The organism is Candidatus Pelagibacter sp. (assembly GCF_052049995.1).
Classification (GTDB): Bacteria; Pseudomonadota; Alphaproteobacteria; order Pelagibacterales; family Pelagibacteraceae; genus Pelagibacter.
The window spans coordinates 24,318-48,923 of sequence record NZ_JBNGYX010000005.1; the positions used below are offsets into that span (position 1 = coordinate 24,318).

The window sequence follows — 24,606 nt, forward strand, 5'->3', positions numbered from 1 at the left end:
AAATTTTAGCTTTTTTTTAATTTAACGTGTTATACGTTCACTACAAAATTTAGAAAAAATGGATTCTTTTGAAATAAATAAAATAGTTGCTGCAGTTTTAATGGTTGCCCTGCTTGTTATCGGTATTGGAAAATTATCTGATGTTATATTCCATGTAGAGAAACCTGAAACGCCTGGTTATTCAGTTGAAGTGGAAGCTGCCACTACTGTATCCACAACCAGCTCAAGCACGACTTCAGACAAAATTGATATATCAGCATTGATGGCAATGGGAGATATTGCTCATGGTGAAAAAGTTTTTAAAAAATGCGCAGCTTGTCATTCAATTATTAAAGGAGGAAAGAATGCGATAGGTCCAGCGCTATATAATGTTGTGGGAAGAAAAGTTGGAGCGGTTGAAGAATATAAATATTCTAAAGCATTAGCAGCGTATGATAAAGAATGGACTTTTGAAGAACTAAATGGATTTTTAATTAAACCTGCAAAATGGATTAAGGGAACAAAGATGGCATATGCAGGTCTTAGAAAAGAAAAAGATAGAGCCTCCGTAATAAAATATCTAAATGAGAATTCAGATAGCCCTTTGCCGCTACCTTAATTTTCCAAAACAATATAATAAAATACTTTTTTGTACGTGAACTCTATTGAGTGCTTGTTGCCATACGTGAGATTTTTTACCTAAAAAAATACCATCACTTACCTCATTGCCTCTTGGCAAACAGTGTAAAAAAATGCAACTTTTTTTTGCATAACTCATTAATTTTTTATTGATTTTAAAATTTTTAAATGCTTGTATTTTTTTCTTCTTATTAACTTTATCATTTAAAGAAATAACTTTGTCAGAAAAAATCACATCAGCACCTACAACTGCTTTTTTAGCATCATTATAAATATAAATTTTTTTATTATTTCTCTTGACCCAAGCTCTAACTTCTTTTCCTGGTTCAAATTTTTTTGGACAACCAATATTCAGCTTGAAAGAAAATTTTACTGATGCTGCTATTAAACTATCTAAAACATTGTTGGAGTCACCTATCCAACAAATATTTAGTTTAGAAATAGGTTTCTTCGTTATTTCCTCAACAGTAAAAACATCTGATAAAACCTGCGTTGGATGAGATGAGGGACTTAAACCATTGATGACGGGTATTGATAAATATTTTTCAAAATTTTCAACCTTTTTATCACTATCGGTTCTAAGCATAAACCCATCACCATAAGTAGAAAGAATTTTAGCCGTATCAGCAATACTTTCTCCACCTTGACCTAAATGAAGTTCATTAGATCTTAAAGTCAAAGTGCCACCACCTAATTGTTTGATAGCTAAATAAAAGCTTAATCTTGTTCGCAAACTTGATTTTTCAAACATTTGAATTAATAACTTTCCTTTTAAGGGTGCGCCCTTATCAACCTCTAAAGTACTAAGTTTTTTTCTTAAATTTTTTCTTTTTTTAGCATCAATAATAATCTTTCTAAGATCTTTTGCGGGTATATCTTTTAAATTGATGAAATGTTTCATATTATTTAATCTGCGAACAGACCTTTTCAATAATTTTTATTGCTAAATCTATTTCATTTTTTTTAACATTTAATGGAGGTAAAATACGAACAACGTTTTCTGCTGCTCGTATAGTCAATAGCTGATTATTCATCAATTTTTTAATAAATTCTGTTTGATCTTTATATAACTGTATTCCAATCAAAAAACCTTTTCCTCTTATCTGTTTAATCAGATTTGGATATTTTTTTTGAATTTTATTTAGTTTAAATAAAAAATATTTTGATAAAATTTTTACATTTTTTAAAAATTTCTTATTTGATATGATATCCATTACGGTGTTTCCAACTGCCATCGCCAAAGGGTTTCCTCCAAATGTTGATCCATGAGTACCTGGTGTCATGCCTGATGCAACTTTTTTATTCATTAAAACTGCTCCAATAGGAAATCCTCCACCTATTCCTTTCGCAATTGGTACAATATCAGGTTTTACTTTAGATTTTTCAAAAGCAAAGAAATCACCAGATCTTCCTATTCCACATTGAACTTCATCAAGAATTAACAATATTTTCTTTTTGTTACATAATGCTCTTAATTCTTTTAAACACCAATCTGGAATCACTTTAATTCCCCCTTCACCCATAATTGTTTCAACCATAATTGCTGCTGTGTTTTTATTAATTTTCTTTTTAAGAGTAGTATGATCACCAAAGCTGAAATGATCGAACCCTGAAACTTTTGGGCCAAATCCCTCAGTCATTTTCTTTGATCCACTGGCAAAAATAGCTGCTAAAGTTCTTCCGTGGAAGGAGTTTTTAATGCATAAAATTCTATTTTTATTCGGTTTACCTATTGAGTAAAAATATCTTCTAGCAACTTTAATTGCTGCTTCTGTGGCTTCAGCCCCGCTATTTTGAAACATTACATAATCTGCAAAAGTTTTTTTACATAACTTTTTAGCCAATGTTTCTCCCTCTGGAATTTGAAATGCATTTGATACATGCCATAATTTTTTTGATTGATTTTTTATAGTTTTTACTAACTTAGGATGTGCATGGCCTAAAGAATTAACCGCTATCCCTTGAACAAAATCTAAATATTTTTTTTTATTAGTAGAATAAAGATAGCTACCTTTACCGTATTTAAATGAAATTTTTTTTCTATTATAATTTTTTGCCAAATAACTCATAGATTTTATTTGTTTTATAAAGTTTAATCATTAATACAAGTTGGGATTGAAAATATATACATACTTACTAATTAAATAAAATGTTGATAAGTCTAATTTTTTAATTGTTTAATATAATTTAATATCAGTATATTGTTGTTTTATATAAATAAGATACAACATATTGATTATGAGCTGGACTGAAGAAAAAGTTGCAAAATTAAAAGAACTTTGGGGCAAGGGCAATACTGCAAGTCAAATTGCTGAAATAATTGGAGGTATTAGTCGGAATGCAGTTATAGGTAAAGCTCATAGGCTAAACTTATCAGCGAAAATCAAAACAAGAACGGCTATCTCAAGCCAAAATTTTGAAAATTCAAAAAATGAAAAAAATACCCAAGTTAAAAGAGGGCGTAGGAGTAAATTTAAATCTTTAATAATTGATAAAGATTTTGAACCAGAAAATCCAAAGCAATTAGAAGAGCTTGATGAGAACTCTTGTAAATGGCCTATAGGTCATCCTGATGAAAAATCATTTTACTTTTGTGGAAGATCTTCTCTAAAAGATTTTTCTTATTGTAAATTGCATCTTTTGTATGCTTATCAACCTAAGGGTAAAAAAGAAGAGGCTTCAGAAAAAGATGAAGTGCCTGAATTTATTGAAAAAAAAATTCAATCAGCTTAATTAATTTGGCTTTGTATCCAATTTATTTTTGTGAATATATTTATCTGTAGAAAATTGCCCACCGTCTCTCCACATATAAGAATATTTTTTAATTTCTTCATCAAAATATCTTAAACTTGGTGTACCTACGTCAAAGTTTGTTTTGTATTTTCCTGAGGGAATATTGTTATATTTTAAAAGTCTCAATTGATCTCTCGTAAGTATAGGATTTGGCATTATTTCAAAAAATCTTGCCGAAACTTCAGCTATTTTTAATGGAAAAGGGATAAGTAACCTTTTTTTTCCAATTGATTTTAACAATTTTTCTATTATTTGTTTAAAAGTAATCGTCTCAGGTCCAATACATTCAATAATCTTTGAATCAACATTTTTTGAAAGTATGTTGTAAATAACATCAGTTAAGTCTGAACAATGAATTGGTGAAAATTTGGTTGCTCCACCATAGTAAAGTGGAAAAAAAGGAAGTCTATTAAGTATAGTCATAAAATTTGTAGTAAAATTATCGTCTGAGGAATAAACAATAGAGGGCCTTAAAACAGTTGCGAGGGGAAAATTTTTAAAAATATTTCTTTCACCATCAAGTTTGCTTTTTGCATAGTTAGAATCCTCTGCTTCATTTATACCAAGAGCTGATAAATGTATAAAATGTTTTAGATTATATTCTTTGCAAAGTTTTGCTAATATTGATGGAAATATTGAATGTATATTTTTAAAAGTATTACCTTTTTTCTTTTCAAATAAAATTCCAATTAAATTTATACAAATGTCTGCTTTCTTAAAAAGTTCTCTTATTTTATTTTCATCAAAAATATTTGCTTCTACAATATCTATATAACCAGCATTTGCTTGGGTTTTTATAATATAGCTTTTTTGGTGTAAATTTCTGGTAACTACTGTAACTTTATAATTATTCTTAGTAAGCTTTCTTATTAAGTTTCTACCAATTTGACCACTACCACCAAAAATTAGACAATTTTTTGCTTTCATATATATATGTTTAAAATGAGTAATAAAATTCAATTACACAAAAATGATCTACCAGATGATTTAAAATTAGACAATAATATAATAGCTGTAGACGGTGAGTTTATGGGGCTAAATGTTAGACGTGATCCCCTTTGCTTAATTCAAATATCAACCGGCAACTCAGATGCTCATATAATCCAATTTGATAGAGAGAATTATAACGCACCAAATTTAGCTAAAATACTTAATGATAGTAAAATAACTAAAATATTCCATTATGGTAGGGCTGATTTAGCTCATATAAAATATTACCTTAAAATTGATACAAATAACATTCTTGATACTAAAATTGCCTCTAAATTAGCAAGATCATACTCTGACAACCATTCCTTAAAAACATTGATTAAAGAATTTTTAAATATTGACATAAGTAAACAATATCAAAGTTCAGATTTCGGAGGTCAGTTGACCCCTTCGCAACTAAAATATTGTGCAAATGATGTAATCTATTTACATAAAATTCATGAGGAATTAAACAAAATATTAGAAAGAGAAAATAGATCAGAGCTTTATCAAAATTGTCTTAAATTTTTACAGACTCGAGTTGAACTTGATTTAGCTTTATTTAAAGATGATATCTGGGCACATTAATGAATAAAAAGAAATTTCAAAATATTGCAAAAGATGTAATTAATCTTGAAATTAAAGCACTACAGAAATTAAAAAAAAATATAAATTATTCTTTTGATCAAGCTGTTAGTCATATTGTAAATTGTCGATCTAAAGTAATTTTATGTGGCGTAGGTAAAAGTGGTATTATAGCTTCAAAAATTGCAGCAACTCTTTCTTCAGTAGGTACACCATCTTTTAGTCTTTCAGCAGGAGATTCCTCTCATGGTGATTTAGGAAGTATTTCAAAAAAAGATATTTTAATATTGATTAGTAATTCTGGTGAAACAGATGAATTAAAAAATATTATTCAATATGCAAATAGAAATAAAATATTATTAATTTGTATAGTATCTAAAAAAGACTCATTACTTTATAAAGCCGCAGATATTAAATTACTAATACCAAAAACTATTGAAGCCGGAGGAATTGTTCCTACCTCAAGTACTACTGCTCAACTGGCACTTGGTGATGCATTGGCTATTGCAATAATGAAATATAAAAAATTTGATAAAATGGATTTCAAGAAGTTACATCCTGCAGGAAATTTAGGGGCTCAGCTTAAAACGGTTGAGGATATAATGTTAGTCGGAAATAGAATACCATTTGTAAGTCAAAATTTGAGAATGAAAGAAGCACTAAAAATACTAAGTGCAAAAAATTTAGGTGTTCTAATTGTTCAAAATAAACAAAAAAAAACAATCGGAATTATAACTGATGGTCAAATCAGAAGATTTAATCAAAAAAAATTGAATATACAGTCGATGAAAGTAAGCGAAATAATGACGAAAAAACCAATAAGTATTGAAAAAGATTCTTTGGCAGCTAAAGCCTTGGAACTTATGAACAGTAAAAAAATTACTTCTTTAAGTGTTTATAATAAGAGAAATAAGAATAAAACTATAGGCATATTACATATTCATAATATTTTGCAGTCAAACATTACATAAATGAATAATAAATATTTAAGAATTTCATTTTTAATTCTTATTGCATTTATTTTAATTATTTTGTCTTACCAAAAAATTTTTAAAAAAGATAAAAAAATTGTTTCTGAGACCACACTTGTAGAAAAAGAAAACACCGTTAACTCAAATATCATTAAAGATGTAAAATATACCTCTAGAGATGTTAAGGGAAACGAATATGTTATTACGGCATCTGAAGGCGAAATTGATTTTTCAGACAGTAATATAATATTTTTAACAGATGTGTATGCAACAATAATACTGAAAAACTCAAATGTAATAACGATTTCCTCTTCATATGGAAAGTATAATTCAAATAACTTTGATACGATTTTTTCAAAAAATGTAATAATTAATTACCTTCATAATAAAATTACAGGAGAATATCTAGATTTTTCACCAAAAAGAAATTCTATGATTGTTTCAAAAAATATAGTTTATACAAATTTAAAAAATATTCTTAAAGCAGATGTAATTGAAATTGATTTAAAAACGAAAGATACTAAAATTTATATGTATGAAAATGAAAAAAAAGTAAAAATTCAAAGTAGAAATTAATATGGCAATTATAAAAAAGTTCAGGATAAAGTCATTTAAAAATATTAATTCAATTGTTGAGTTTGATAATGTTTCTTTGTCTTATGGAAATAGATTAATTTTAGATAACATAAATTTTAAAATTAATGAGGGTCAAATATTTGGTATGCTTGGTCCAAACGGTGTCGGTAAATCAACAATTTTTAATTTAATAACTGGACTAGTGAATCCAGATAAAGGAAGAATAAAAATCATTAACGAAGATGTAACAAAATATCCAGTCTACCTTCGAACAAAAAAATTTAAGGTTGGATATGTCCCCCAATATGGAGGATTTTTTAATGATCTTTCACTTTATGATAACTTAAAAGCTATAAGCGAAATTGTAATTGATGAAAAAAATTTAAGATCAGAACGTATAAATTATTTAATTTCAAAATTTGAATTAGATAACTTAAAAGATATTAAAGCTAAATTTTTATCGGGAGGACAGAAAAAAAAATTAGTTATAGCATTGTCTTTGTTAGGAGATCCTAAAGTTTTACTATTAGATGAATGTTTTGCAGCACTTGATGTTATGACGATTAAAATGTTGCAAGAAATTATTGTAAATCTACAACAAGAAAACCGTATAACAATTTGTATCTGTGATCACCAAGCAAGAGACTTACTAGCATGTGTAGATACAGCAATGATTTTAAGTAATGGAAAAATTGTAGCTCAAGACTCTCCTTCAAACTTAGTAAGAAATATCGATGCCAAAAATGCATATTTTGGTGATAGTTTTAAATTTAATTAATTTTTAATGACAAATTTGATAAAAATTAAAAAAAAGATAAATAAATTTAATAAAAAAATCAGAGTAAGTGGTGATAAAAGCTTAAGTATAAGATGGGTATTATTTTCTTCTCTTGCAAACGGCAAATCAATAGCAAAAAACTTGTTGTTGTCTGAAGATGTTCTTGCTGCATTTAACGCCATCAAAAAGTTAGGAATTAAATCAAAAATAAATACAAAAGAGTGTGTAATTTATGGAAAAGGTATTGATGGATATAAATATAATAACAAACTAACCCTGGACGCCAAAAACTCAGGTACATTAGGTAGACTTATTCTAGGTTTATTAATAAATACTCCAAAAATAATAAAACTAATTGGAGATAAGAGTTTATCTAAAAGAGATTTTAAAAGAATTGCTGTACCTCTAAATAAATTTGGAGCAAAAATAAAATTAAGCAAACAAAATAATCTACCTTTAACTATTTTAGGTTCACAAAATTTAAAACCTATTAAATATAAAGAAAATAGAGGATCAGCGCAATGTAAAAGTTCAGTGATATTTGCTGGAATGAGAACTAATGGAACAACTATAATAAAAGCAAAAAAATCAAGAAATCATACTGAGCTTTTAAGTAAACATTTAAGTTTGCCAATAAAAATTAAATCAAACAAGAATTTTGATTTAATAGAAATTAGAAAAGTAAAAAAAATAGATAAAATTAATTATGATATTCCATCAGATATTAGCTCTGCTGCTTTTTTTATAGTACTGACAGCCTTGTCTAAAAACTCAAAACTTACAATTACTAACGTTAACATTAATCCAACAAGGACTGGAATAATTACAATATTAAAAAAAATGGGCGTTAAAATTAAAATCAAAAATAAAAGAATATACAAAGGTGAAAAAATTGCAAATGTTCAGATTATTAGTTCGAATAATATCAAAGCAATTAATTGCCCACCAACCTTAAACAGTGGAGCTATAGATGAATTTTTGATTATTTTTTTAGTTGCTGCAAAAGCTGATGGTATTTCTTACTTTAAGAACTTAGATGAATTAAATCAGAAAGAAAGTCCGAGATTATTTTGGGGCGCAAAAATTCTTAATAAAATGGGAATAAAAACAATTACCAAAAAAAATAGTATTAAAATTTTTGGTAATCCTAATCTAATAATTAATAAAAAGATAATAATTAAAGAATTTTTAAAAGATCATAGAGTTTTTATGACTAGTGTAATAGCTGCATTAACTTTTGGTGGTAATTGGACTATACATGACAAGGACTCGATTAAAACTTCTTTTCCAAAATTTTTAAAATTAATAAACGAGCTAAAAAAATAAAAGAAAAGAAAATGATTAAAAGAAAAAATATTATAAAAATAGCTATTGATTCTCCTGCTGCAGCTGGTGCTGGAACATTAGCTAAAGCTATTTCAAAGCATTACAATCTTTTATATGTTGATACTGGTAAGGCTTATAGAGTTTTAGCTCTTAACAAAATAAAATATCCAAAAAAATTTAATTTATCATTTGCTAGAAAAATAATTGCAAAATTAAAAATAAAAGATCTAGATGACAAAGAACTATTATCAAATAAAATTGGAACAGAAGCCTCTATTATCGCAAAAAAAAAATCTATTAGAAGTTTAGTTCATAAATTTCAAATTAATTTTGCTTATAATCCACCAAAAAAATATAAAGGTTCATGTTTAGATGGAAGAGATATAACTTACAATATAGTTCCAGATGCTGATTTAAAATTTTATATAACTGCTAACGTTAAAACTCGAGCAAAAAGAAGATTCAAAGAATTAAAGGTATTTAATAAAAAAATTACTTATTCAGAAGTGCTAAAAAGCATTAAAAATCGTGATAAAAGAGACCTAAATAGAAAAATTGCACCTCTTAAAAAAACAAAAGATTCACTATTGATTAATACGACAAACCTTAATAAAAGGGCATGTTTTTTAAAAATTAAAAAAATAATAGACAGGAAAATTTATAATTAATGGAAATTTATAAAGATTTATCAAACCCAGCGTCCCTAGAATTCGAAAAACTATTAAACAGTCAACTTTCAAAAATCCAAATTGAAGAAGGAAAAATAATTGAAGGTAAAATAAACAAAATAACAGAAAAATTTGTATTTTTATTTGTGGAAGGGTTAAAATCAGAACCTGTATTAGATATTAATGAGTTAAAAAGTATGGGATTATCTGAAAAGATTAAAATCGGTGAAACAATACCAGTTTTACTTGAAAAAATTGAAGATAAGCATGGAGAAGTTTTAGTATCTGCTAGTAAAGCACAAAAAATAAAAGGATGGGATAGATTGGTTGAAGCATATGAAAAAAATGAACCTATCATGGGTAAGATCACATCCAAATGTAAGGGAGGATGTATAGTTGAGCATATTGATACTGGTTCACTAATGTTTCTCCCTGGATCTCAAATCAGTGACAAACCTCTAAAAGACATCAGTCATTTAATGAATGAACCACAAAAATTTGCACTTATTAAACTAGATAAAGTAAGAGGTAATGCCTGCGTTTCTAGAAGAGAGATCATATCCTCATTTAAAAAAGAGGATAAGGCAAAAATTATTGAAAAATATAAAGTTGGAGACATAATTAAGGGTGCAGAAGTAAAAGGTTACAGCACTTTTGGTTGTTTCTTTAATGTAAATGGAGAACTTGACGTATTAGTGCATTTACAAGAGATATCTTATTCAAGAGTAAATCATCCAGATGAAGTTTTCAATATAGGCGAAAAACACGACCTTAAAGTTATAAGTGTAGATAAAGAAAAGTTGCAAGTAGGTTGCTCAATTAAACAATTATCTCCAGATCCATTTGAACATATTGAAAATTATGAATTAAATAAAGTATACAAAGTTAAGGTTGTCAAGTTAATGGATTTTGGAGCGTTTTGTGAATTAGAACCGGGATTAACAACTTTACTTCATTCTAGTGAATTGAGTTGGACAAAAAAAAATATTTCTGCAAAGAAAATGTTTAAAGTAGGTGATGAAATTGAATGTGTGATTACTGAAATTGATAAAGAAAAAAGACGTGTAGCTATTTCACATAGATTGACAAAAGAAAATCCTTTTGAAACTTTTGAGAAAAATTATCCAGTTGGTACTATTGTTGAAGGTGAAGTTGTAAATAAAAACGAATATTCTTTATTTGTAAAAATAAAAGATTTGGATATTGATGCGTTTTTACATTGTAATGATTTAACTTATTTAAATAATGGAGAAGAAGAGCTTACCAAATATAAAAAAGGAGATAAAATTAAAGTTAAAGTTTTAGAAATTAAAGCAACTGAACAAAAAATCAGAGTTGGTTTAAGACAAACTCAAGAAGATCCATTTAATTGGTTTAAAGATAAAACAAAAAATCAAACTATAACAGTAAAAGTTATATCTACTGACAATAAAGGTTTGCTAGTAAGACCAGAAGGTTGTGAAATGGACTTTCAAATAAAAAAATCAGCAATAGCAATCAATGCTGCGGATGCTAGACCAGGTAGATGGACTGGAGGAGAAAAGTTGGATTGCGCAATAGCGGAAATTGATTTGAATAAAAGAAAAGTTGTACTTAGTATTAAACTTTTAGAGGAAATTGAAAAGAAAGAGGCTTTAGAAAAATATGGATCTGAGGGATCTGGTAAAAATTTACCTTTTTCATCTTTATCTGAAGATTTAAAGAAAAAAGAAGAAGAAACAGAATAAATTAAATAAGAAGATAAAATTGGCTGTTGTAAAATCAAAGCTTTTAAAACAACTCTCTAATAATTACCCAAATTTTTTAAAAAAAGATCTTGAAAAATTTACAAATATCATTCTGAGTGAAATAAAAAGAGCTCTGAAAAGAGGAGATAGAGTAGAACTTAGAGGTTTTGGTGTTTTCTCAACTAACATACAAAAAGCAAGAATTTCAAGAAATCCTAAAACTGGTCAGAAAGTTAATACCCCTGAAAAAAAAACAATTCACTTTAAAATGTCAAAAGACTTGTTTAAAAAAATAAATAAAAACAATGAAGAATAAAACTATATTTGTTGCCTGCGATACTTCAAATTTGAGTAAAATTAAAAAAATATTAACACAAACAAAAACAAAAAAGCTTAAAATTGTTCCAAAATTTGGTCTTCAATTTTTTTATTCTAAACAAGGAAGAAAATTCTTAGAAAATATTAAAAGTGACTTTTGGTTAGATTTAAAAATAAACGATATTCCACAAACAGCTATGTCTGCAATAGATAGCTTAAAAGATTTAAAAAAATGTAAATATATTACTGTGCATGCCAATGGTGGATTAGAAATGCTAAAAGCAGTAAAAAAAGAAGTAATAAAAATAAATAAGAATATAAAAATACTGGGTGTTACTGTATTAACAAGTCTTAATAATAAATCTTTAAAACAAATAGGTCATACTAAAAAGATCAAACAATTAGTTTTAAAACAAGCTGGCCTTATAAATTTATCAAATTGCGATGGTATAGTTTGCTCTGCACAAGAAGCACTAATTATACGAAAAAAATACAAAAAATTACTAATTATAACCCCAGGAATAAGATTACCAGGAGACAATTCCAACGATCAAAAGAGAATTATGACTCCTGTAGATGCTTTTAAAAACAAAGTTACAGGCATAGTCATTGGTAGATCTTTAACAAATGGAAATGTAAAAAATAATACAAAACGACTAATAGATCATTTGAATCAATGATCAAAGGTTGTAAAATTTGTGGCATATCAGATACTGAAACTTTAAATTTTATTATCAATCATCCTTATCCACCTAAATTTGTTGGTTTTATTTGTAACTATCCAAAAAGCTCAAGATATATTGAAACAAAAAATCTAAAAAAATTATTAGATGTAAAAAAAAATAAATGTGAATTTGTTGCAGTTTTAGTAAAACCTGATCAAGAGATTTTAGAAAAAATAAAGAATTTACCTTTTGATTATTATCAATTGTATGACTGCACTCCAGATGAAATTAGAAGTATTAAACAAAAATATCAAAAAAAAATTATTACAGCCTTAACAATAAAAGATAAGTCTGATGTTGATAAGCACAAATCATTTTCTGACATAACAGATATTTATTTATTTGATAGTAAAGGTTATGAAAAAAGTCAGGGATTTGATCACAATTTAATTAAAAATATCAAACTAAATAAAAAATTGATGTTAGCAGGTAATATTAAATTCAATGATAATCTCAAAAATTACGAAAAAATTACTGATTTTATAGATTTATCTGGAGGCTTGGAAACTTCTGGATTAAAAGATACATCCAAAATAGAAATTTTTTTAAATAATTTAAATGAAATAAAAAAATGAAACTTAAAAAAAAAATTCCATTAATTGATCAACATGACCGTTTTGGTTTTTGGGGTGGTAAATTTGGTGGAAGTTTTATTCCTGAAACTTTAAAAAAACCTGTAGAAGATCTAACAAAAGAGTTTGCAAAATTAAGAAATAATAAGAAGTTTCTAAAAAAGAGAGATTATTATTTTAAGAATTATATAGGATCACCTACATCATTTGTAAAATTAGAAAATTTAACTAATCAATTGGGTGGTGCTCAAATATGGGCCAAAGTTGTATCAGAGGCTAATGGTGGTGCGCATAAAATATATAATGCTACTGTCCATGCTTTAATTTGTAAGGCTATGGGGAAAAGATATATAGTTGGTGATACAGGTGCAGGTTACGCAGGTAAAATGTTAAGTATGGCTGCAAAGAAATTTGGTCTTAAATGTAAAATTTTCATGGGTGCAAAAGACATCAAAAGACAAAAACCAAATTGTGATGCTATGAGAAAAAATGGTGCTGAAATAGTTCCTGTTTATTCAGGTAGTCAAACTTTGGTAGATGCAGTCAGTGAGTGTATGAGATATTGGGTATCAAATTGTGACACTACACATATGTGCGTCGGAAGTACAGTTGGTCCAAACATATTTGTAAAAATTTGTGGATGGAGTACAGCTCAAATTTCAAGAGAATTACAAATACAAATTAAAAAAGAATTTAAAAAAATTCCAAAAAAAATTAAATTAATTAACTGTGTGGGTGGTGGAAGTTCAGCATATGGTTTTTGGAGCGAATTTATTGATTTTAAAAAATCACAAATAGAATTAATTGGTGTAGAGGCTGGTGGTCCAAAAAAATCCAAACTTCACGCTGCTCCTCTAAGTAGAAACGCAAAAATTGGAATACTACATGGTGCAGCTTCTTATGTGTGTCAAAATAATGAAGGTCAAATTAATGACACAGAGTCTATTAGTGCCGGATTGGATTACCCGGGAGTAAGTCCAATACATTGTTTTCTTAAAGATACAAAACGAGCAAGATATACTTATGCAACTGATGAAGAAGCGCTTAAAGCACATGTGATGGTAACTAAATTTGAAAAACTTAATCCAAGTTTAGAACCTAGTCATGCATTTGCTGAAGCAATAAAAATTGCGCCAAAATTAAGAAAAGATACCATAATAATTGTTAACTCTTGTGGCGATGCTAAAAAAGATAGAGATATCTTAAAAGAGAGATTGGGTAAAAATTAATGGGTTCATTAATTAACAAGGCGTTCTCTAATGCGAAGAATGAAAACAGGCCAGCACTACTTACCTATACCGTTGCTGGAGATAATACTAAAAAAAAATCCTTAGAAATATTAAAATCAATTTCTAATTACGCAGATATTTGTGAACTAGGTTTTCCACATAACACTCCAATAGCTGATGGTGGACAAATACAAACAAGTGCTTACAGAGCAATTAAAAACGGTATTAAAATTAAAGATGTATTTTCAATTGCAATAAATTTTAAAAAAATAAAGAAAAATAAACCAATTATACTGATGGGCTATTACAATATGATCTATCAATATAATGAAAATAAATTTTTAGAAAAATGCAGAAAATCGAAAGTAGATGGTTTAATAGTTGTTGATTATCCTTATCCTGAAAATAAAAATTTTGCATCAAAATGTAAAAAGAAAGGAATTAATTTTATTCAATTGGTTTCGCCAACTACCTCAAGTATAAGATTGAAAAAAATCGTAAAAGATTCACACGATATGATTTATTATATAAGCATGTTATCCACCACAGGTGGAAAACTTAAGGTGTCTCCAAAAAAAATATTAGAAAATTACAAAAAAATAAAAATACAAAATAAATCAAAAAATGTTGTTATTGGTTTCGGGATTACAGAAAAAACCATCCAATCCCTTAAAAAAGCTGATGGTTTGGTGGTTGGTAGTGCAATTTGTAAGGAAATCTCTAAATCAATTGAAAAGAGACAAAATGCTGTCACAAATGTTACTAATATTGTTAAGAGATTAAAAAATAAAATTCAATGAACTGGATAACTAAAATTATAAAAGCAGGTGAAAAAATAAAAACTGCTATACGTGAAAGAGCTACAAAAGAGGATATTGCAAAAAGTGATTGGACATCTTGTTGCAAGGGTCCAATTTTAAAAAAAGATTTAGAAGAAAACTTGTGGGTATGTCCAGATTGTAAGCGTCATCATAGAATAAAACCATACCAAAGATTTGATATTTTATTTGGAAAAAATAATTACGAGATCTTCAAAACTCCTATACCTAAAGATGACCCTTTGAATTGGACGGATTCAAAACCTTATAAAGAAAGATTAAAAAGTGCTCGAAAAAAAACAGGATTAGAGTGTGGGATGATGGTTGCCTCAGGGTTTATAAATAATATTAAAATTACAGCTGTTGCCTCTGATTTTGATTTTTTAGGTGCTTCGATGGCTGCTGCAGAGGGAGAAGCTTTTTTATACGGAATACAACATGCCATAGAAAATCAAACACCATTTTTATGTATTAGTGCTGGAGGAGGAATGAGAATGATGGAAAGTTTAATTTCTTTATCTCAAATGACAAGAACAACACTTGCAATTAATGAATTAAAAAAAAATGGCCTTCCATATTTAGTTTGTATAACTGATCCAACAGCTGGAGGTATTACAGCATCATACGCTATGTTAGGTGACATTCATATTGCAGAACCAGGGGCTTTAATTGCATTTGCAGGTGCAAGAGTAATACAAGGAACTGTTAAAGAAGAACTTCCTGCAGGTTTTCAAAAAAGTGAATATGTTGAAAAAACTGGTTTTGTTGATTTAATTGTTGAACGTAAAGAGCTTGCATCTAAAATTGGAACTTTATTATCAATATTGTTAAAGAAGAATTCTGATATAAGTGCTGAACAAAATGAAACTTCAGAAGATTCTCAGCAACTTTCAAAAGTTGCATCCTAAAGAAATAGACCTATCACTTGATAGAATTAAAAAACTTTGTGAAAAACTAGGAAATCCACAAAACAAAATTAAAGCAATATCAATTGTAGGAACTAATGGTAAAAATTCTACAATTCAAGCTGCTTATTCGATTCTTAAAGAAGCAAATTTCAAATGCAATGTTTACACAAGTCCGCATATTCAAAAAATTAATGAAAGATTTATTTTTGGCAATAAGGAATTAAATGATGATGAGTTAGCTGATTTATTGGAAGAAGTTGAAAAAATTAATAATAATCAATCAATAACAGTGTTTGAGATGTTATCAGCTTGCTTTTTTTATAAAGCGGCACAATATCCAGGTAACATCAACTTAATAGAAAGTGGCTTGTTTCATCGTTTTGATGCTGTCAATATTCTAGAAACTAATCTGGCAAGTATTGTTACATCCATAAGCAAAGATCATCTAGATTGGCTTCCAAAAGATAAACAAACAATCGAACAAATTGTATTTGAAAAAACATCTACACTTTTAAATTCAAACATTATTGTAGCAAAACAAAGCACTAAAGAGACAATGGATTGTATTAAAAATACTATCTCTCAAAATAAATCTAATAAAGTATTTTTTAATGATGATTTTAGTTACTCAGTTAATGAAAATGATTTCTTCTACTATGAGGATAAATTTGGCAGATTAAAACTTCCTATGCCTAATGTGCTTGGTCAATATCAATTAGAAAATATATCTACTGCAATAGCAACTCTTAGAACTCTAGATCTTGAGATAAGGGATGAACACATAAAAAAAGGTATTAAAAATATATCTAGCTTAGCTAGGCTTCAGGAAATTAAATCTGGTAAATTAAAAGAATTAGTTAAAAACAATAGATTTATAATAGATGGAAGCCACAACGAAGGTGGTGCTAAAGCATTAAATGAATATCTTCAAAGCTTGAATTGTAATAAACATGTTATAATTGGAATGATGGCAAACAAAGAACATGAAAAATATATCAGTTACTTCAAAGATATTTCTTCCATAACTACTATAGATTTAAAAACTCAGCCTAACTCTATTAGTGGAAAAGATTTGAAAGAAAAATTTAAAAGTATGACCAATGTTCAATATCAACCAGATATCAAGCAAGCGATTAAATCAATTGATTTAAAAGAAGGTGATCTTTTATTAATTACAGGATCTTTGTATGGAGCTGCTGAAGTGTTAAGTTTAAATTAAATATTTTTATCTAAAAATTCTTTCATATGGCTTTCAGGAACTCCACCAACTTTTCTATCTACTTCAACACCTTTTTTATAGATTATAACTGTTGGAACACCTCTAATACCAGCGGCTGAACCTGTATTAATTCCACCATCTTCAACATCAGCATAATAAAAACCAGCTTTATCTTTATATTCATCAGATAATTTATCCATTACTGGTTTTAGTGCCTTACATGGTCCACACCATTCGGCTGAAAACTGAATTACTGAAACATCTTCATTTTTAATTTTAGTATCAAAATCTTCGTCTTTAAAATATGTAAGCATATTTCCTTTCTATTAATTAGAGCCTTAAAGTCAACTAGGCAATTTCATATTTTTTTTCTATAGACATAATAAATTCATTTATTTCATCTAATTTTTTTAGTTCCTCTTCATCATCTCGATTTGATGCTTGATCTCTTAAGGCGTCAATTTCTTGGTAGGCCATTCCTATAGTTTGCCATTTTTCTCTATTTTTACTTAAAATTCTTCTGGCGATTTCACTTTTTATATTTTTATATAAATCTGGTGGCAAAATATGCGGTGCTTCTTGATAAATAATTTTTTGCCCAAACCAACTACACCTTTTATCTTGAAACTTATCCAACATTCTTAATTTATCTTCCCAAGAAGAACTATGCCAAGTTTTAAATAATTGGGTGTCTTTATTGGGAACAAATTTTTCATATAAAGTTTCTTCAGGTAACAGATCTTCCTGGGTTTGAGTTTGAGCTTTTTCTTCAGCGGCCTCTCTATTGATGATTTGAATATTTTTACAAAAATTTTCACTATTTCTAACCATTTTTGCTCTTTTCTGGATTGTTTCTAAATCTAAGTCAGCATATGCCTTCTGTTTTAATGCAAACTTTTTATCTAAAACTACAGGAGCTTTGTTGGTTTTGATTACTCTAAGTGCTTTTGGACTAAACTTTTTTAAATAAACTTTAAGATCATTTATTGATAAATTTAATAAAGGTTCAGGATCTCTTCTTAAATCAAATAAATATCCCCAAGATGCATATGATGGATGAAAACAATGATCTGGATGTAATGTAGACACAAGATACATCATATTTTTTCCCTTAACATTTTCGAAAATTGAATAAATCCCCTCACTTTTTAAGATAGTTTCGACGCTATTTTTTGTAGATGTACTTAAGAAATTTTCCCAATTATTTTTATGTTTGTCTTTTATAATTCTTAGAATTTTTAAGCTTGTGAATGCATCATGATACGCAGTGTGTTGTTGAGATGTATCAAATCCTTGTTGTCTAGCTAAACCTTCTAAAGCTAGACTTTCATTTCCAGCTTCTGTTAATTCAGTCTTTAATGTTTCAGGATTCAAGGTTTGTGCTACTCTTGCAACGTGTAAACCGTCATGTTCTTTATTGGGTGATGAATGTGTAATGTAAGGATATCTATTCCCTTTAAAAAAATTAAAATGAAACATTCGTCTATCAAAATTTAAGTTACTCCAACCCATAAACAATGCAGGACCAGCTTTAGAGAAAAAATTTTCTACTGCGCCTAAAAAATCGTAATGCGAATAATTGCCTTTAGTAAGTAAATCAATACTTGTTGAATTAACTAATAAGGCCTTTGCACTTGGAACCTCACCCTCGGGCATTCTGCCACGAATATTTAACTTACCAATTTCTTTTAAGTTTTTATCAACAACTACAGCACCTACTTCAATTATTGAGCCCCAAATTGTACTATTTGTTGTTTCTGTATCGTAAATTACTATTTTATCCATAAAATCCTAAGTCAAATCCGATAGCTCATTAAATTTTTTTAATCTTCCCAAAAACAAATTTTGATAAACAATTAAATCATGCCCTTGAATTTTAAACTCTTGGAATAATTTATCTACTGTGCAAACCAAAATTACACAAGAAGTGATATTGGAGTTATACACAATGTTATGTGCTAATGAATATGCACTTGTTTGAAGAAGCCATGAGTCTATATATTCAGCCTTTTTAGGTTTATTACTTTGTTTAAAATCTATTATTGTCTCTTTTCCTTCATAAACTCCAACACAATCAGCAGTTCCTGCATACTTCTCTGGGTAATAAAGAGTACATTCAACACCCCAAATTTCATCCAATCTATTTTTTAAACCTTTTTCAATAATTTCTTTAGCCATTAATTTGTATTGTTCGTTATCTTCAAAAAAACTTAAATTTTCTCTTCCAAGTAAATAGGACTCTAAATAATTGTGCATTTGAGAACCTCTACTACTTGCTGCTTTTGTAATTGCCTCAGCCTCTTTTTGCCCAGTTCTTTCTCTCCAATTTGCTAATGCTGCTTTATCTTCTTCAGATCGAGTTGCATCTAAAATTGAAGTGACACTTGGTAATTTTGTTTCGCCTAATAAGTATCTTCTAATGCCATCAACTATTGCTCTTGATGATTTTGGATAATCATATTTTTGATTCCACTGCATGAGATTTCTTATAGACGTTATTAAGGAAAAAAAAAATTAATTTTTAAGCTGCCTATTTCGTTCAACAAATTTTTCCACGTTTTCAGTTTGTACAGCTTTCTCAACCTGCTCGGGATCTTTAATATTTTCTAAGGTTCTTGAAATTGATCTTGCATCCGTTCCAAATTTATCAACAACTCCCATAGCATCTTCTAATTTTTTTCTAAGAACTATAATGTTGTCAAAATGTTTAGAAAATCTTGTACTAATTGTTTTTAAATGATTATAAATTTCCGTTGCACCTTTTTGTACCTTTAATGATTGAAATCCCATATGTAAAGACTGTAAGTAAGCAGAAAGAGTATTAGGTCCACATATTACAACTTTATATTTTTTCATTAACTCTTGAGTTAATAATTCTTTTGTACTTGGATCTTGGTATTCAGTTAACTCTTTGTATAAACTTTCTGTAGGAGCATATACGATTGCAAAATCAGTAGTTTTTGGTGGAACAATATATTTTTCATTAACACTTTTAGCTTTTGCTTTAAACGCTGAGGCTAATTTTGCTCTAGCATCTGCTACAGCCCTTTTGTCTTCCGCGTCATGACCATCAGTAATTGCTTTGAATTTTTCTACTGGAAAATGACTATCAACAGGAACTAAAACATCTCCTTGAAGCTTTATTGCAAATTCAACATTTTCACTAGTGTCCTCTTTCATTTTAACATTTGTCATGAATTGAGATGCTGGTAGCAAATCTTTAATTAGAGCATCTAAGCTAAATTCTGCAAGAGTTCCATATTTCTTAACTCCAGCTAAAATTTTAGTTATCCCCTCTTGGCTTTGATTTAATAGTTGAACTTGTTGATTAAAATTACCAACCTTTTCCTCTACCTTAGTTAAAGTTTCAGTCATATCTTTAGTAACTCCAGTTGATAGATTATTAAATGAAGTCGACATTGCACCAAGTGAACTATTGATTGAAGTATTTAAGGTATCTTTTAAACTTGATATTTCTGATTTTAAATTAGCTATTTCCTCAGCTTCTTTGTTTTCATTTTCATCTTTTGGCTTAGTTTTTAAACTTAGATAAAGAATAGCTAAAACGCCGCCTAATAACAAAACTAGTAAAATTAACAATATATTATCCATGATTCTAATTTTTTATTTTATCGTAAATATTTGATTAATGTATTTAAATATTTAAAAATACTTTATGGAACTAATTTTGGTGTTAAAAATATTCTTTATTATTTGTGTTATTATTGCACTTTATGCAATTATTAGAAATCTAGATATAATCAAAATTATACTAATTTATTGGAAAGACTTAATTTTTAGAAAGTAATTTTACTATTTTTTTAAGACCCATTTTATTATTGGATGACTTAGAAATCATCATGCAGGCCTCTGATCTTAATATTTCCCCATCCTTTAAAATTCGTAAATTATTTGCTTTTAACGTTTCTCCAGTAGAAGTGATATCTGTAATTATTTCCGATGAGCCTGTAAAAGGATAAGCTTCAGTTGCACCCAAACTATCAATTAATTTGAATTGGGTAACGCCCTTTGAAAACAAAAATTCCCTTGTTAAGTTTGGATATTTTGTTGCTACTCTTAATCTTTTCTTTTTCTTATCTTTAAATTCAAATGCAATTTCTTCTAAATCTGCAACTGTTTGTACATCTATCCATGGATCAGGAATTGCGACTACTAATGTAGCCTTACCAAAGTCATAACTTTTTAAAACATTAATTTTCTTTTGAGTGTTAATTTCACTTTCCTTTAATAAATCAAAGCCAGAAAAACCTATGTCCAAAGATCCGTCTCCAAGTCTTTCGATGATCTCTCTTGCATGAAGATATAAAATCTTAATATTTTTAAATTGTTTTATGGATCCTAAAAGATCTCTTTCTCCTCTTTCAGAAATGAGGTTTAATTTATTTTTTTTAAAAATATTTAAAACATCTTTTCTAAGTCTGCCTTTGCTTGGAATTCCAATATTAAAAATATTCTTTGTCATTAGTAATTTAAGTTTAAAGCAGCACCTACTGCTGGAGTTTGTTTTTTTGATCCTAAGTCTGAAATTAGACCATCATAACGACCACCATTAATAATATTTTTTAATGAGTTTTTTGATTTAATATCGATTTTAAAAACCATTCCAGTGTAATATTCTAATTGCCTTCCAAAGGATGCTGAAAATACTACATTTAATTTTGAAACCTTGTTATTAGAGATTGGAAAATATTTTTGATCTACAGCTAAATTTATTCTGTTTTTTTTAAAAAATTTATTTAACTCTGTGGCTGCTTTATTTATTGGACATTTAATTTTTAAGAAATCTTTAATTATTTTTGAAACATTTTTTCCTCTACTAGCTCTTCTAGGATCTTTTATTTTCTGATCAAATCTTTTTAATATTTCGTTAATTGTTCGTCCTGCAACAACATTTGATAGATCCTCTTTAAGCATTTTCAGGTATCGCTTTTTATCTATTTCTACAATTGTTGGATCAACATCTGAATTAGTTTCTAATCTTTTTAATAAATCATTAAAATATTCTTCTCTCCAGAAGTGTCTGGATAATCGTAGCTTCCATCTTTTTGGAATATCCAATTTTGATATTAACAAATTAAATATTTCAACATTTCCAATAGTGAGTGTTCCTGAAAAATATTTGATATTTTGAAGTGATTTAAGAGATGTATTTATAATTTCTTTATCATCATTTTTCTCATCCTTAGATCCTAAAATTTCAAATCCGATTTGATTTCTGATTATTGAGTCTTTTTTGTTTTGTGATTTTCGATAAGCTTGACCACTGTAAAAAATTTTTTCCTTACCCTTTAAATTATTTTCTAAATATCTTAAACAAGATGCAATCGTCAAATCTGGTCTTAGACATAACTCGCTTCCATTTTGATCAGTAAAAGAGAAGATGAATTTTCTAAAATTTTCTCCTGATCTTTGGACGATATGATTAGCCTCAATTACTGAAGGTAAATCAATATATTTAAAACCCTTAGATTTTACTGATCTAAGGATATTTTCAGATAAGTTTTTTGACTTCATTGATTAAATTTTCTTTTGGAAATGTTTTATTGTTTTCACCCTTGGCACCTTTAAGATTTTTTATAGTGACTGTATTTTCATTAAATTCATTTTCACCACATATGATTGCAACATCTAACTCACGTTTATTTGCTAAGGTTAGTTGCTTACCTAAATTTTTCTTTGTATCTAAAAAAATTTCAGAATTGATATTATTATTTCTTAATAGATCTAAAATTTCATAGTAATTTTTAAGATATTTTTCATCCATTACACAAACTAAAACTGGTTTTTGACTATCTACTTTTATTTGATCTAATTGCATCAAAGCAAACAACAATCGATCCACTCCAAAACTAATTCCAGTACCTGGAATATCTACACCTTTAAATCTTGAGATTAATTTTGCATAGGATCCACCAGAACAAATACTACCTATATCTACCTCTTTACCTTTATTATTTGTAACTTTAAAATTTAGATTTGTTTCAACAATGAAATCTGAATAATAAGCTAATCCCCTAACAATTGTAAAATTTGTTTTGACCTGATTTAAATTTGAACTGTAACCCAATACTTCAAATACTTGTTCTAATTCCTTTATACCTTCCTGAGACAATGGATTTTTTAATGTTTCTTTTAATTCTTTTAAATCTTTAATTTTAAGAAAATTAAGTATTTCGGATGCTTGTTCATCGTTTAAATCTGCACCCTTAGTTATTGCACCACTTATATCTTTTCTCTCTTTTTTAAGTAGATCTTCAACACCTTTTAAACCAAAACCTGGTTTGTCTAATTTATCAATTGCCCTAATTACTTTTGCTTGCTTTTCTTCTGATATTTTTAAATTGTCAATTAATCCTTGAACTATTTTTCTATTACTAATGTTGATTGTAAATTGATCTTTTTTTAGACCACAATCTAACAAAGTACTTGATATTAAATTACAAAGCTCTGCATTTGCTTGAGCAGGATTAACATTTCCCACGATATCAAAATCTGCCTGCATGAATTCTCTGTACCTTCCATTGCCAGCCTTCTCATTTCTAAATACATTTTGAACAGCATACCTTTTAAAGATTGATGGAAGCCTCTGATTATTTTGAGCAACAAATCTAGCTAGTGGGCTTGAAAGGTCATATCTAAGAGTAATGCTTTTTTCTCCATCCTGAAATGAGAATACATCAGACATAGGATTAGCATCATCTTCTGCCAAAAAAGATCCTATATTTTCACTTATCTCAAACGAAGGGGTTTCCAAAGCCTCTGCTCCAAATTTAATAAAATTATTCTCAATAGCTTTTAAAAGCTTTTTTTTGAGAAGAAGTTTTTTATCCCAACGATCTTCAAATCCTGAAGGTAATCCAGGAATTAATTTTTTTTCTTTATTCATTTTTTGGTACCCGGGCTGAGAGTCGAACTCAAACTTAAAGTTCCACAAACTTCCGTGCTAACCATTACACCACCCGGGCATATCCTCTTTGTTTTTATCTTATTTTATGTGGATTTAAAATTATAATATAAATAAATAGCCTACTGGCTATGGAAACAGTTTCTGTGAGTACTTCTAAAAGTCTTTCTGTATGTAATATTTATATTCATGAGCAGTCTTTTAGACAAAAAAAATTAATATTCAAGGTCTAAATAAAAAAAGGACGTTTATATATTTGATAGATAAAACGCCCTTTTAAATAATTTCTAAATTAGTCTATTTTTTTTAAATTAACTGCAGAAGGACCTTTGGGACCATCTTCTAATGTGAATTCAAGTTTATCACCTTCATTGAGATATCTCATACCAGCAGCTTTTACTGCAGAAGCGTGAACAAAGGCATCTTTCTCTTTATCATCCCTTTCAATGAAGCCATATCCCTTTTTACCATTATACCATTTAATTTTTCCTTGTAGTGTACTCATCTTATTTCTTAGTCCTTTTGTTATTTATTATCTCTTAAAGTTAATTTCTTTTACGATTATTTCAAGATGAAACTTTTTGGTGGTGGCTGAGGAAGGATTCGCACCTCCGACACAAGCCTTTTCAGGGCTCTGCTCTACTCCTGAGCTACTCAGCCTTATTTATCCCCTAAAGATAATTCTTCCTTTAGTAAGATCGTAAGGTGTCATTTCAACTGTCACATCATCACCTTGGAGAACTCTAATTCTGTTTTTTCTTAACTTACCAGCTGTATGGGCAGTAACGGTATGTCCATTTTCTAATTTGACTCTAAACATAGCGTTAGGAAGTAGGTCTATCACTGTACCTTTAAATTCCAGTAAGTCTTGTTTTGACAAA

General features: G+C 28.3%; 28 protein-coding genes and 2 tRNA genes. 16 read left to right on the top strand and 14 right to left on the bottom strand.

From position 1 onward, the window contains the following. Positions 1-58 precede the first annotated feature (58 nt). On the top strand, positions 59-598 hold the full coding sequence (locus ACTT9Y_RS04925; protein ID WP_440933285.1) for a c-type cytochrome: 540 nt from the start codon (positions 59-61) through the stop codon (positions 596-598). Here the strand turns inward: ACTT9Y_RS04925 and argF are convergent. After that, positions 590-1,519 carry an ornithine carbamoyltransferase gene (gene argF, locus ACTT9Y_RS04930; RefSeq protein ID WP_440933286.1) on the bottom strand — a complete coding sequence of 310 codons (930 nt, stop codon included), beginning with the start codon at positions 1,517-1,519 and terminating at the stop codon, positions 590-592. The two genes, ACTT9Y_RS04925 and argF, sit on opposite strands and share 9 nt — an antisense overlap. Position 1,520: 1 nt before the next feature. Beyond that, a complete protein-coding gene (locus ACTT9Y_RS04935; protein ID WP_440933287.1) occupies positions 1,521-2,687 on the bottom strand; it encodes an aspartate aminotransferase family protein in 1,167 nt (388 codons plus the stop codon). A 169-nt stretch (positions 2,688-2,856) separates the two neighbouring features. Between ACTT9Y_RS04935 and ACTT9Y_RS04940 the strand changes: the two genes are divergently transcribed. Further along, positions 2,857-3,351 (top strand): GcrA family cell cycle regulator, encoded by a 495-nt coding sequence (locus ACTT9Y_RS04940; protein ID WP_440933288.1) that lies wholly within the window; start codon positions 2,857-2,859, stop codon positions 3,349-3,351. Here ACTT9Y_RS04940 and ACTT9Y_RS04945 read toward each other — a convergent pair whose 3' ends face one another. After that, positions 3,352-4,338, bottom strand: a complete 987-nt coding sequence (locus ACTT9Y_RS04945; RefSeq protein ID WP_440933289.1) for a complex I NDUFA9 subunit family protein — start codon at positions 4,336-4,338, stop codon at positions 3,352-3,354. A 15-nt stretch (positions 4,339-4,353) separates the two neighbouring features. Here ACTT9Y_RS04945 and ACTT9Y_RS04950 point away from each other — a divergent pair, with 15 nt between their 5' ends. Genes ACTT9Y_RS04950 through ACTT9Y_RS05015 form a run of 14 tightly spaced genes read left to right on the top strand, consistent with a single transcriptional unit; the run spans position 4,354 to position 16,800 of the window. Then, positions 4,354-4,968, top strand: a complete 615-nt coding sequence (locus tag ACTT9Y_RS04950; protein WP_440933290.1) for a ribonuclease D — start codon at positions 4,354-4,356, stop codon at positions 4,966-4,968. Then, entirely contained in the window at positions 4,968-5,936 is a 969-nt protein-coding gene (locus ACTT9Y_RS04955; protein WP_440933291.1) for a KpsF/GutQ family sugar-phosphate isomerase, read from the top strand. The genes ACTT9Y_RS04950 and ACTT9Y_RS04955 overlap by 1 nt, the downstream gene beginning before the upstream one ends. After that, entirely contained in the window at positions 5,937-6,512 is a 576-nt protein-coding gene (gene lptC / locus ACTT9Y_RS04960) for an LPS export ABC transporter periplasmic protein LptC (RefSeq protein ID WP_440933292.1), read from the top strand. It abuts the gene before it with no gap. Position 6,513: 1 nt separating this feature from the next. Then, positions 6,514-7,290 carry an ATP-binding cassette domain-containing protein gene (locus ACTT9Y_RS04965; RefSeq protein WP_440933293.1) on the top strand — a complete coding sequence of 259 codons (777 nt, stop codon included), beginning with the start codon at positions 6,514-6,516 and terminating at the stop codon, positions 7,288-7,290. A 6-nt stretch (positions 7,291-7,296) separates the two neighbouring features. Next, positions 7,297-8,616, top strand: coding sequence for a 3-phosphoshikimate 1-carboxyvinyltransferase (aroA, locus tag ACTT9Y_RS04970; protein WP_440933294.1), 1,320 nt, complete (start codon positions 7,297-7,299; stop codon positions 8,614-8,616). Between the two features lie 11 nt (positions 8,617-8,627). After that, positions 8,628-9,284 (top strand): (d)CMP kinase, encoded by a 657-nt coding sequence (locus ACTT9Y_RS04975; RefSeq protein ID WP_440933295.1) that lies wholly within the window; start codon positions 8,628-8,630, stop codon positions 9,282-9,284. Further along, complete coding sequence (locus tag ACTT9Y_RS04980) at positions 9,284-11,011, top strand: S1 RNA-binding domain-containing protein (RefSeq protein ID WP_440933296.1); 1,728 nt, start codon at positions 9,284-9,286, stop codon at positions 11,009-11,011. Before ACTT9Y_RS04975 ends, ACTT9Y_RS04980 begins: the two co-directional genes overlap by 1 nt. A gap of 19 nt (positions 11,012-11,030) precedes the next feature. Beyond that, positions 11,031-11,327 carry an HU family DNA-binding protein gene (locus ACTT9Y_RS04985; protein ID WP_440933297.1) on the top strand — a complete coding sequence of 99 codons (297 nt, stop codon included), beginning with the start codon at positions 11,031-11,033 and terminating at the stop codon, positions 11,325-11,327. Then, a complete protein-coding gene (pyrF, locus tag ACTT9Y_RS04990; protein WP_440933298.1) occupies positions 11,317-12,009 on the top strand; it encodes an orotidine-5'-phosphate decarboxylase in 693 nt (230 codons plus the stop codon). Before ACTT9Y_RS04985 ends, pyrF begins: the two co-directional genes overlap by 11 nt. Further along, the gene (locus tag ACTT9Y_RS04995) at positions 12,006-12,629 is read left to right on the top strand and encodes a phosphoribosylanthranilate isomerase (protein ID WP_440933299.1); all 624 of its coding nucleotides are present in this window, start codon (positions 12,006-12,008) and stop codon (positions 12,627-12,629) included. Before pyrF ends, ACTT9Y_RS04995 begins: the two co-directional genes overlap by 4 nt. Further along, the gene (locus tag ACTT9Y_RS05000; protein WP_440933300.1) at positions 12,626-13,855 is read left to right on the top strand and encodes a pyridoxal-phosphate dependent enzyme; all 1,230 of its coding nucleotides are present in this window, start codon (positions 12,626-12,628) and stop codon (positions 13,853-13,855) included. The genes ACTT9Y_RS04995 and ACTT9Y_RS05000 overlap by 4 nt, the downstream gene beginning before the upstream one ends. After that, complete coding sequence (trpA, locus tag ACTT9Y_RS05005) at positions 13,855-14,655, top strand: tryptophan synthase subunit alpha (RefSeq protein ID WP_440933301.1); 801 nt, start codon at positions 13,855-13,857, stop codon at positions 14,653-14,655. Before ACTT9Y_RS05000 ends, trpA begins: the two co-directional genes overlap by 1 nt. After that, positions 14,652-15,581, top strand: a complete 930-nt coding sequence (locus ACTT9Y_RS05010; protein ID WP_440933302.1) for an acetyl-CoA carboxylase carboxyltransferase subunit beta — start codon at positions 14,652-14,654, stop codon at positions 15,579-15,581. Before trpA ends, ACTT9Y_RS05010 begins: the two co-directional genes overlap by 4 nt. Then, positions 15,535-16,800 (top strand): bifunctional folylpolyglutamate synthase/dihydrofolate synthase, encoded by a 1,266-nt coding sequence (locus ACTT9Y_RS05015; protein ID WP_440933303.1) that lies wholly within the window; start codon positions 15,535-15,537, stop codon positions 16,798-16,800. The genes ACTT9Y_RS05010 and ACTT9Y_RS05015 overlap by 47 nt, the downstream gene beginning before the upstream one ends. Here the strand turns inward: ACTT9Y_RS05015 and ACTT9Y_RS05020 are convergent. From ACTT9Y_RS05020 to infA, 11 genes are all read right to left on the bottom strand, one after another. After that, the gene (locus ACTT9Y_RS05020) at positions 16,797-17,114 is read right to left on the bottom strand and encodes a thioredoxin family protein (RefSeq protein WP_440933304.1); all 318 of its coding nucleotides are present in this window, start codon (positions 17,112-17,114) and stop codon (positions 16,797-16,799) included. The two genes, ACTT9Y_RS05015 and ACTT9Y_RS05020, sit on opposite strands and share 4 nt — an antisense overlap. Positions 17,115-17,148: 34 nt before the next feature. Further along, complete coding sequence (locus tag ACTT9Y_RS05025; RefSeq protein WP_440933305.1) at positions 17,149-18,585, bottom strand: exonuclease domain-containing protein; 1,437 nt, start codon at positions 18,583-18,585, stop codon at positions 17,149-17,151. 6 nt (positions 18,586-18,591) lie between these two features. After that, positions 18,592-19,278 (bottom strand): hypothetical protein, encoded by a 687-nt coding sequence (locus tag ACTT9Y_RS05030; RefSeq protein WP_440933306.1) that lies wholly within the window; start codon positions 19,276-19,278, stop codon positions 18,592-18,594. Positions 19,279-19,314: 36 nt separating this feature from the next. Beyond that, positions 19,315-20,412: a DNA recombination protein RmuC gene (locus tag ACTT9Y_RS05035; protein ID WP_440933307.1), complete on the bottom strand. Its 1,098-nt coding sequence runs from the start codon at positions 20,410-20,412 to the stop codon at positions 19,315-19,317. Positions 20,413-20,590: 178 nt separating this feature from the next. Next, a complete protein-coding gene (gene hisG, locus ACTT9Y_RS05040; protein WP_440933308.1) occupies positions 20,591-21,283 on the bottom strand; it encodes an ATP phosphoribosyltransferase in 693 nt (230 codons plus the stop codon). After that, the gene (locus tag ACTT9Y_RS05045) at positions 21,283-22,335 is read right to left on the bottom strand and encodes an ATP phosphoribosyltransferase regulatory subunit (RefSeq protein ID WP_440933309.1); all 1,053 of its coding nucleotides are present in this window, start codon (positions 22,333-22,335) and stop codon (positions 21,283-21,285) included. Before ACTT9Y_RS05045 ends, hisG begins: the two co-directional genes overlap by 1 nt. Beyond that, complete coding sequence (gene hisS, locus ACTT9Y_RS05050) at positions 22,313-23,707, bottom strand: histidine--tRNA ligase (RefSeq protein ID WP_440933310.1); 1,395 nt, start codon at positions 23,705-23,707, stop codon at positions 22,313-22,315. Before hisS ends, ACTT9Y_RS05045 begins: the two co-directional genes overlap by 23 nt. Before the next feature lie 4 nt (positions 23,708-23,711). Then, positions 23,712-23,786 (bottom strand) — tRNA-His (locus ACTT9Y_RS05055). Positions 23,787-24,017: 231 nt separating this feature from the next. After that, on the bottom strand, positions 24,018-24,230 hold the full coding sequence (locus ACTT9Y_RS05060) for a cold-shock protein (RefSeq protein ID WP_023854396.1): 213 nt from the start codon (positions 24,228-24,230) through the stop codon (positions 24,018-24,020). An 80-nt stretch (positions 24,231-24,310) separates the two neighbouring features. After that, positions 24,311-24,385: transfer RNA gene (locus tag ACTT9Y_RS05065), tRNA-Phe, on the bottom strand. Between the two features lie 4 nt (positions 24,386-24,389). Then, complete coding sequence (infA, locus tag ACTT9Y_RS05070; protein ID WP_440933311.1) at positions 24,390-24,605, bottom strand: translation initiation factor IF-1; 216 nt, start codon at positions 24,603-24,605, stop codon at positions 24,390-24,392. Position 24,606: the final 1 nt, after the last annotated feature.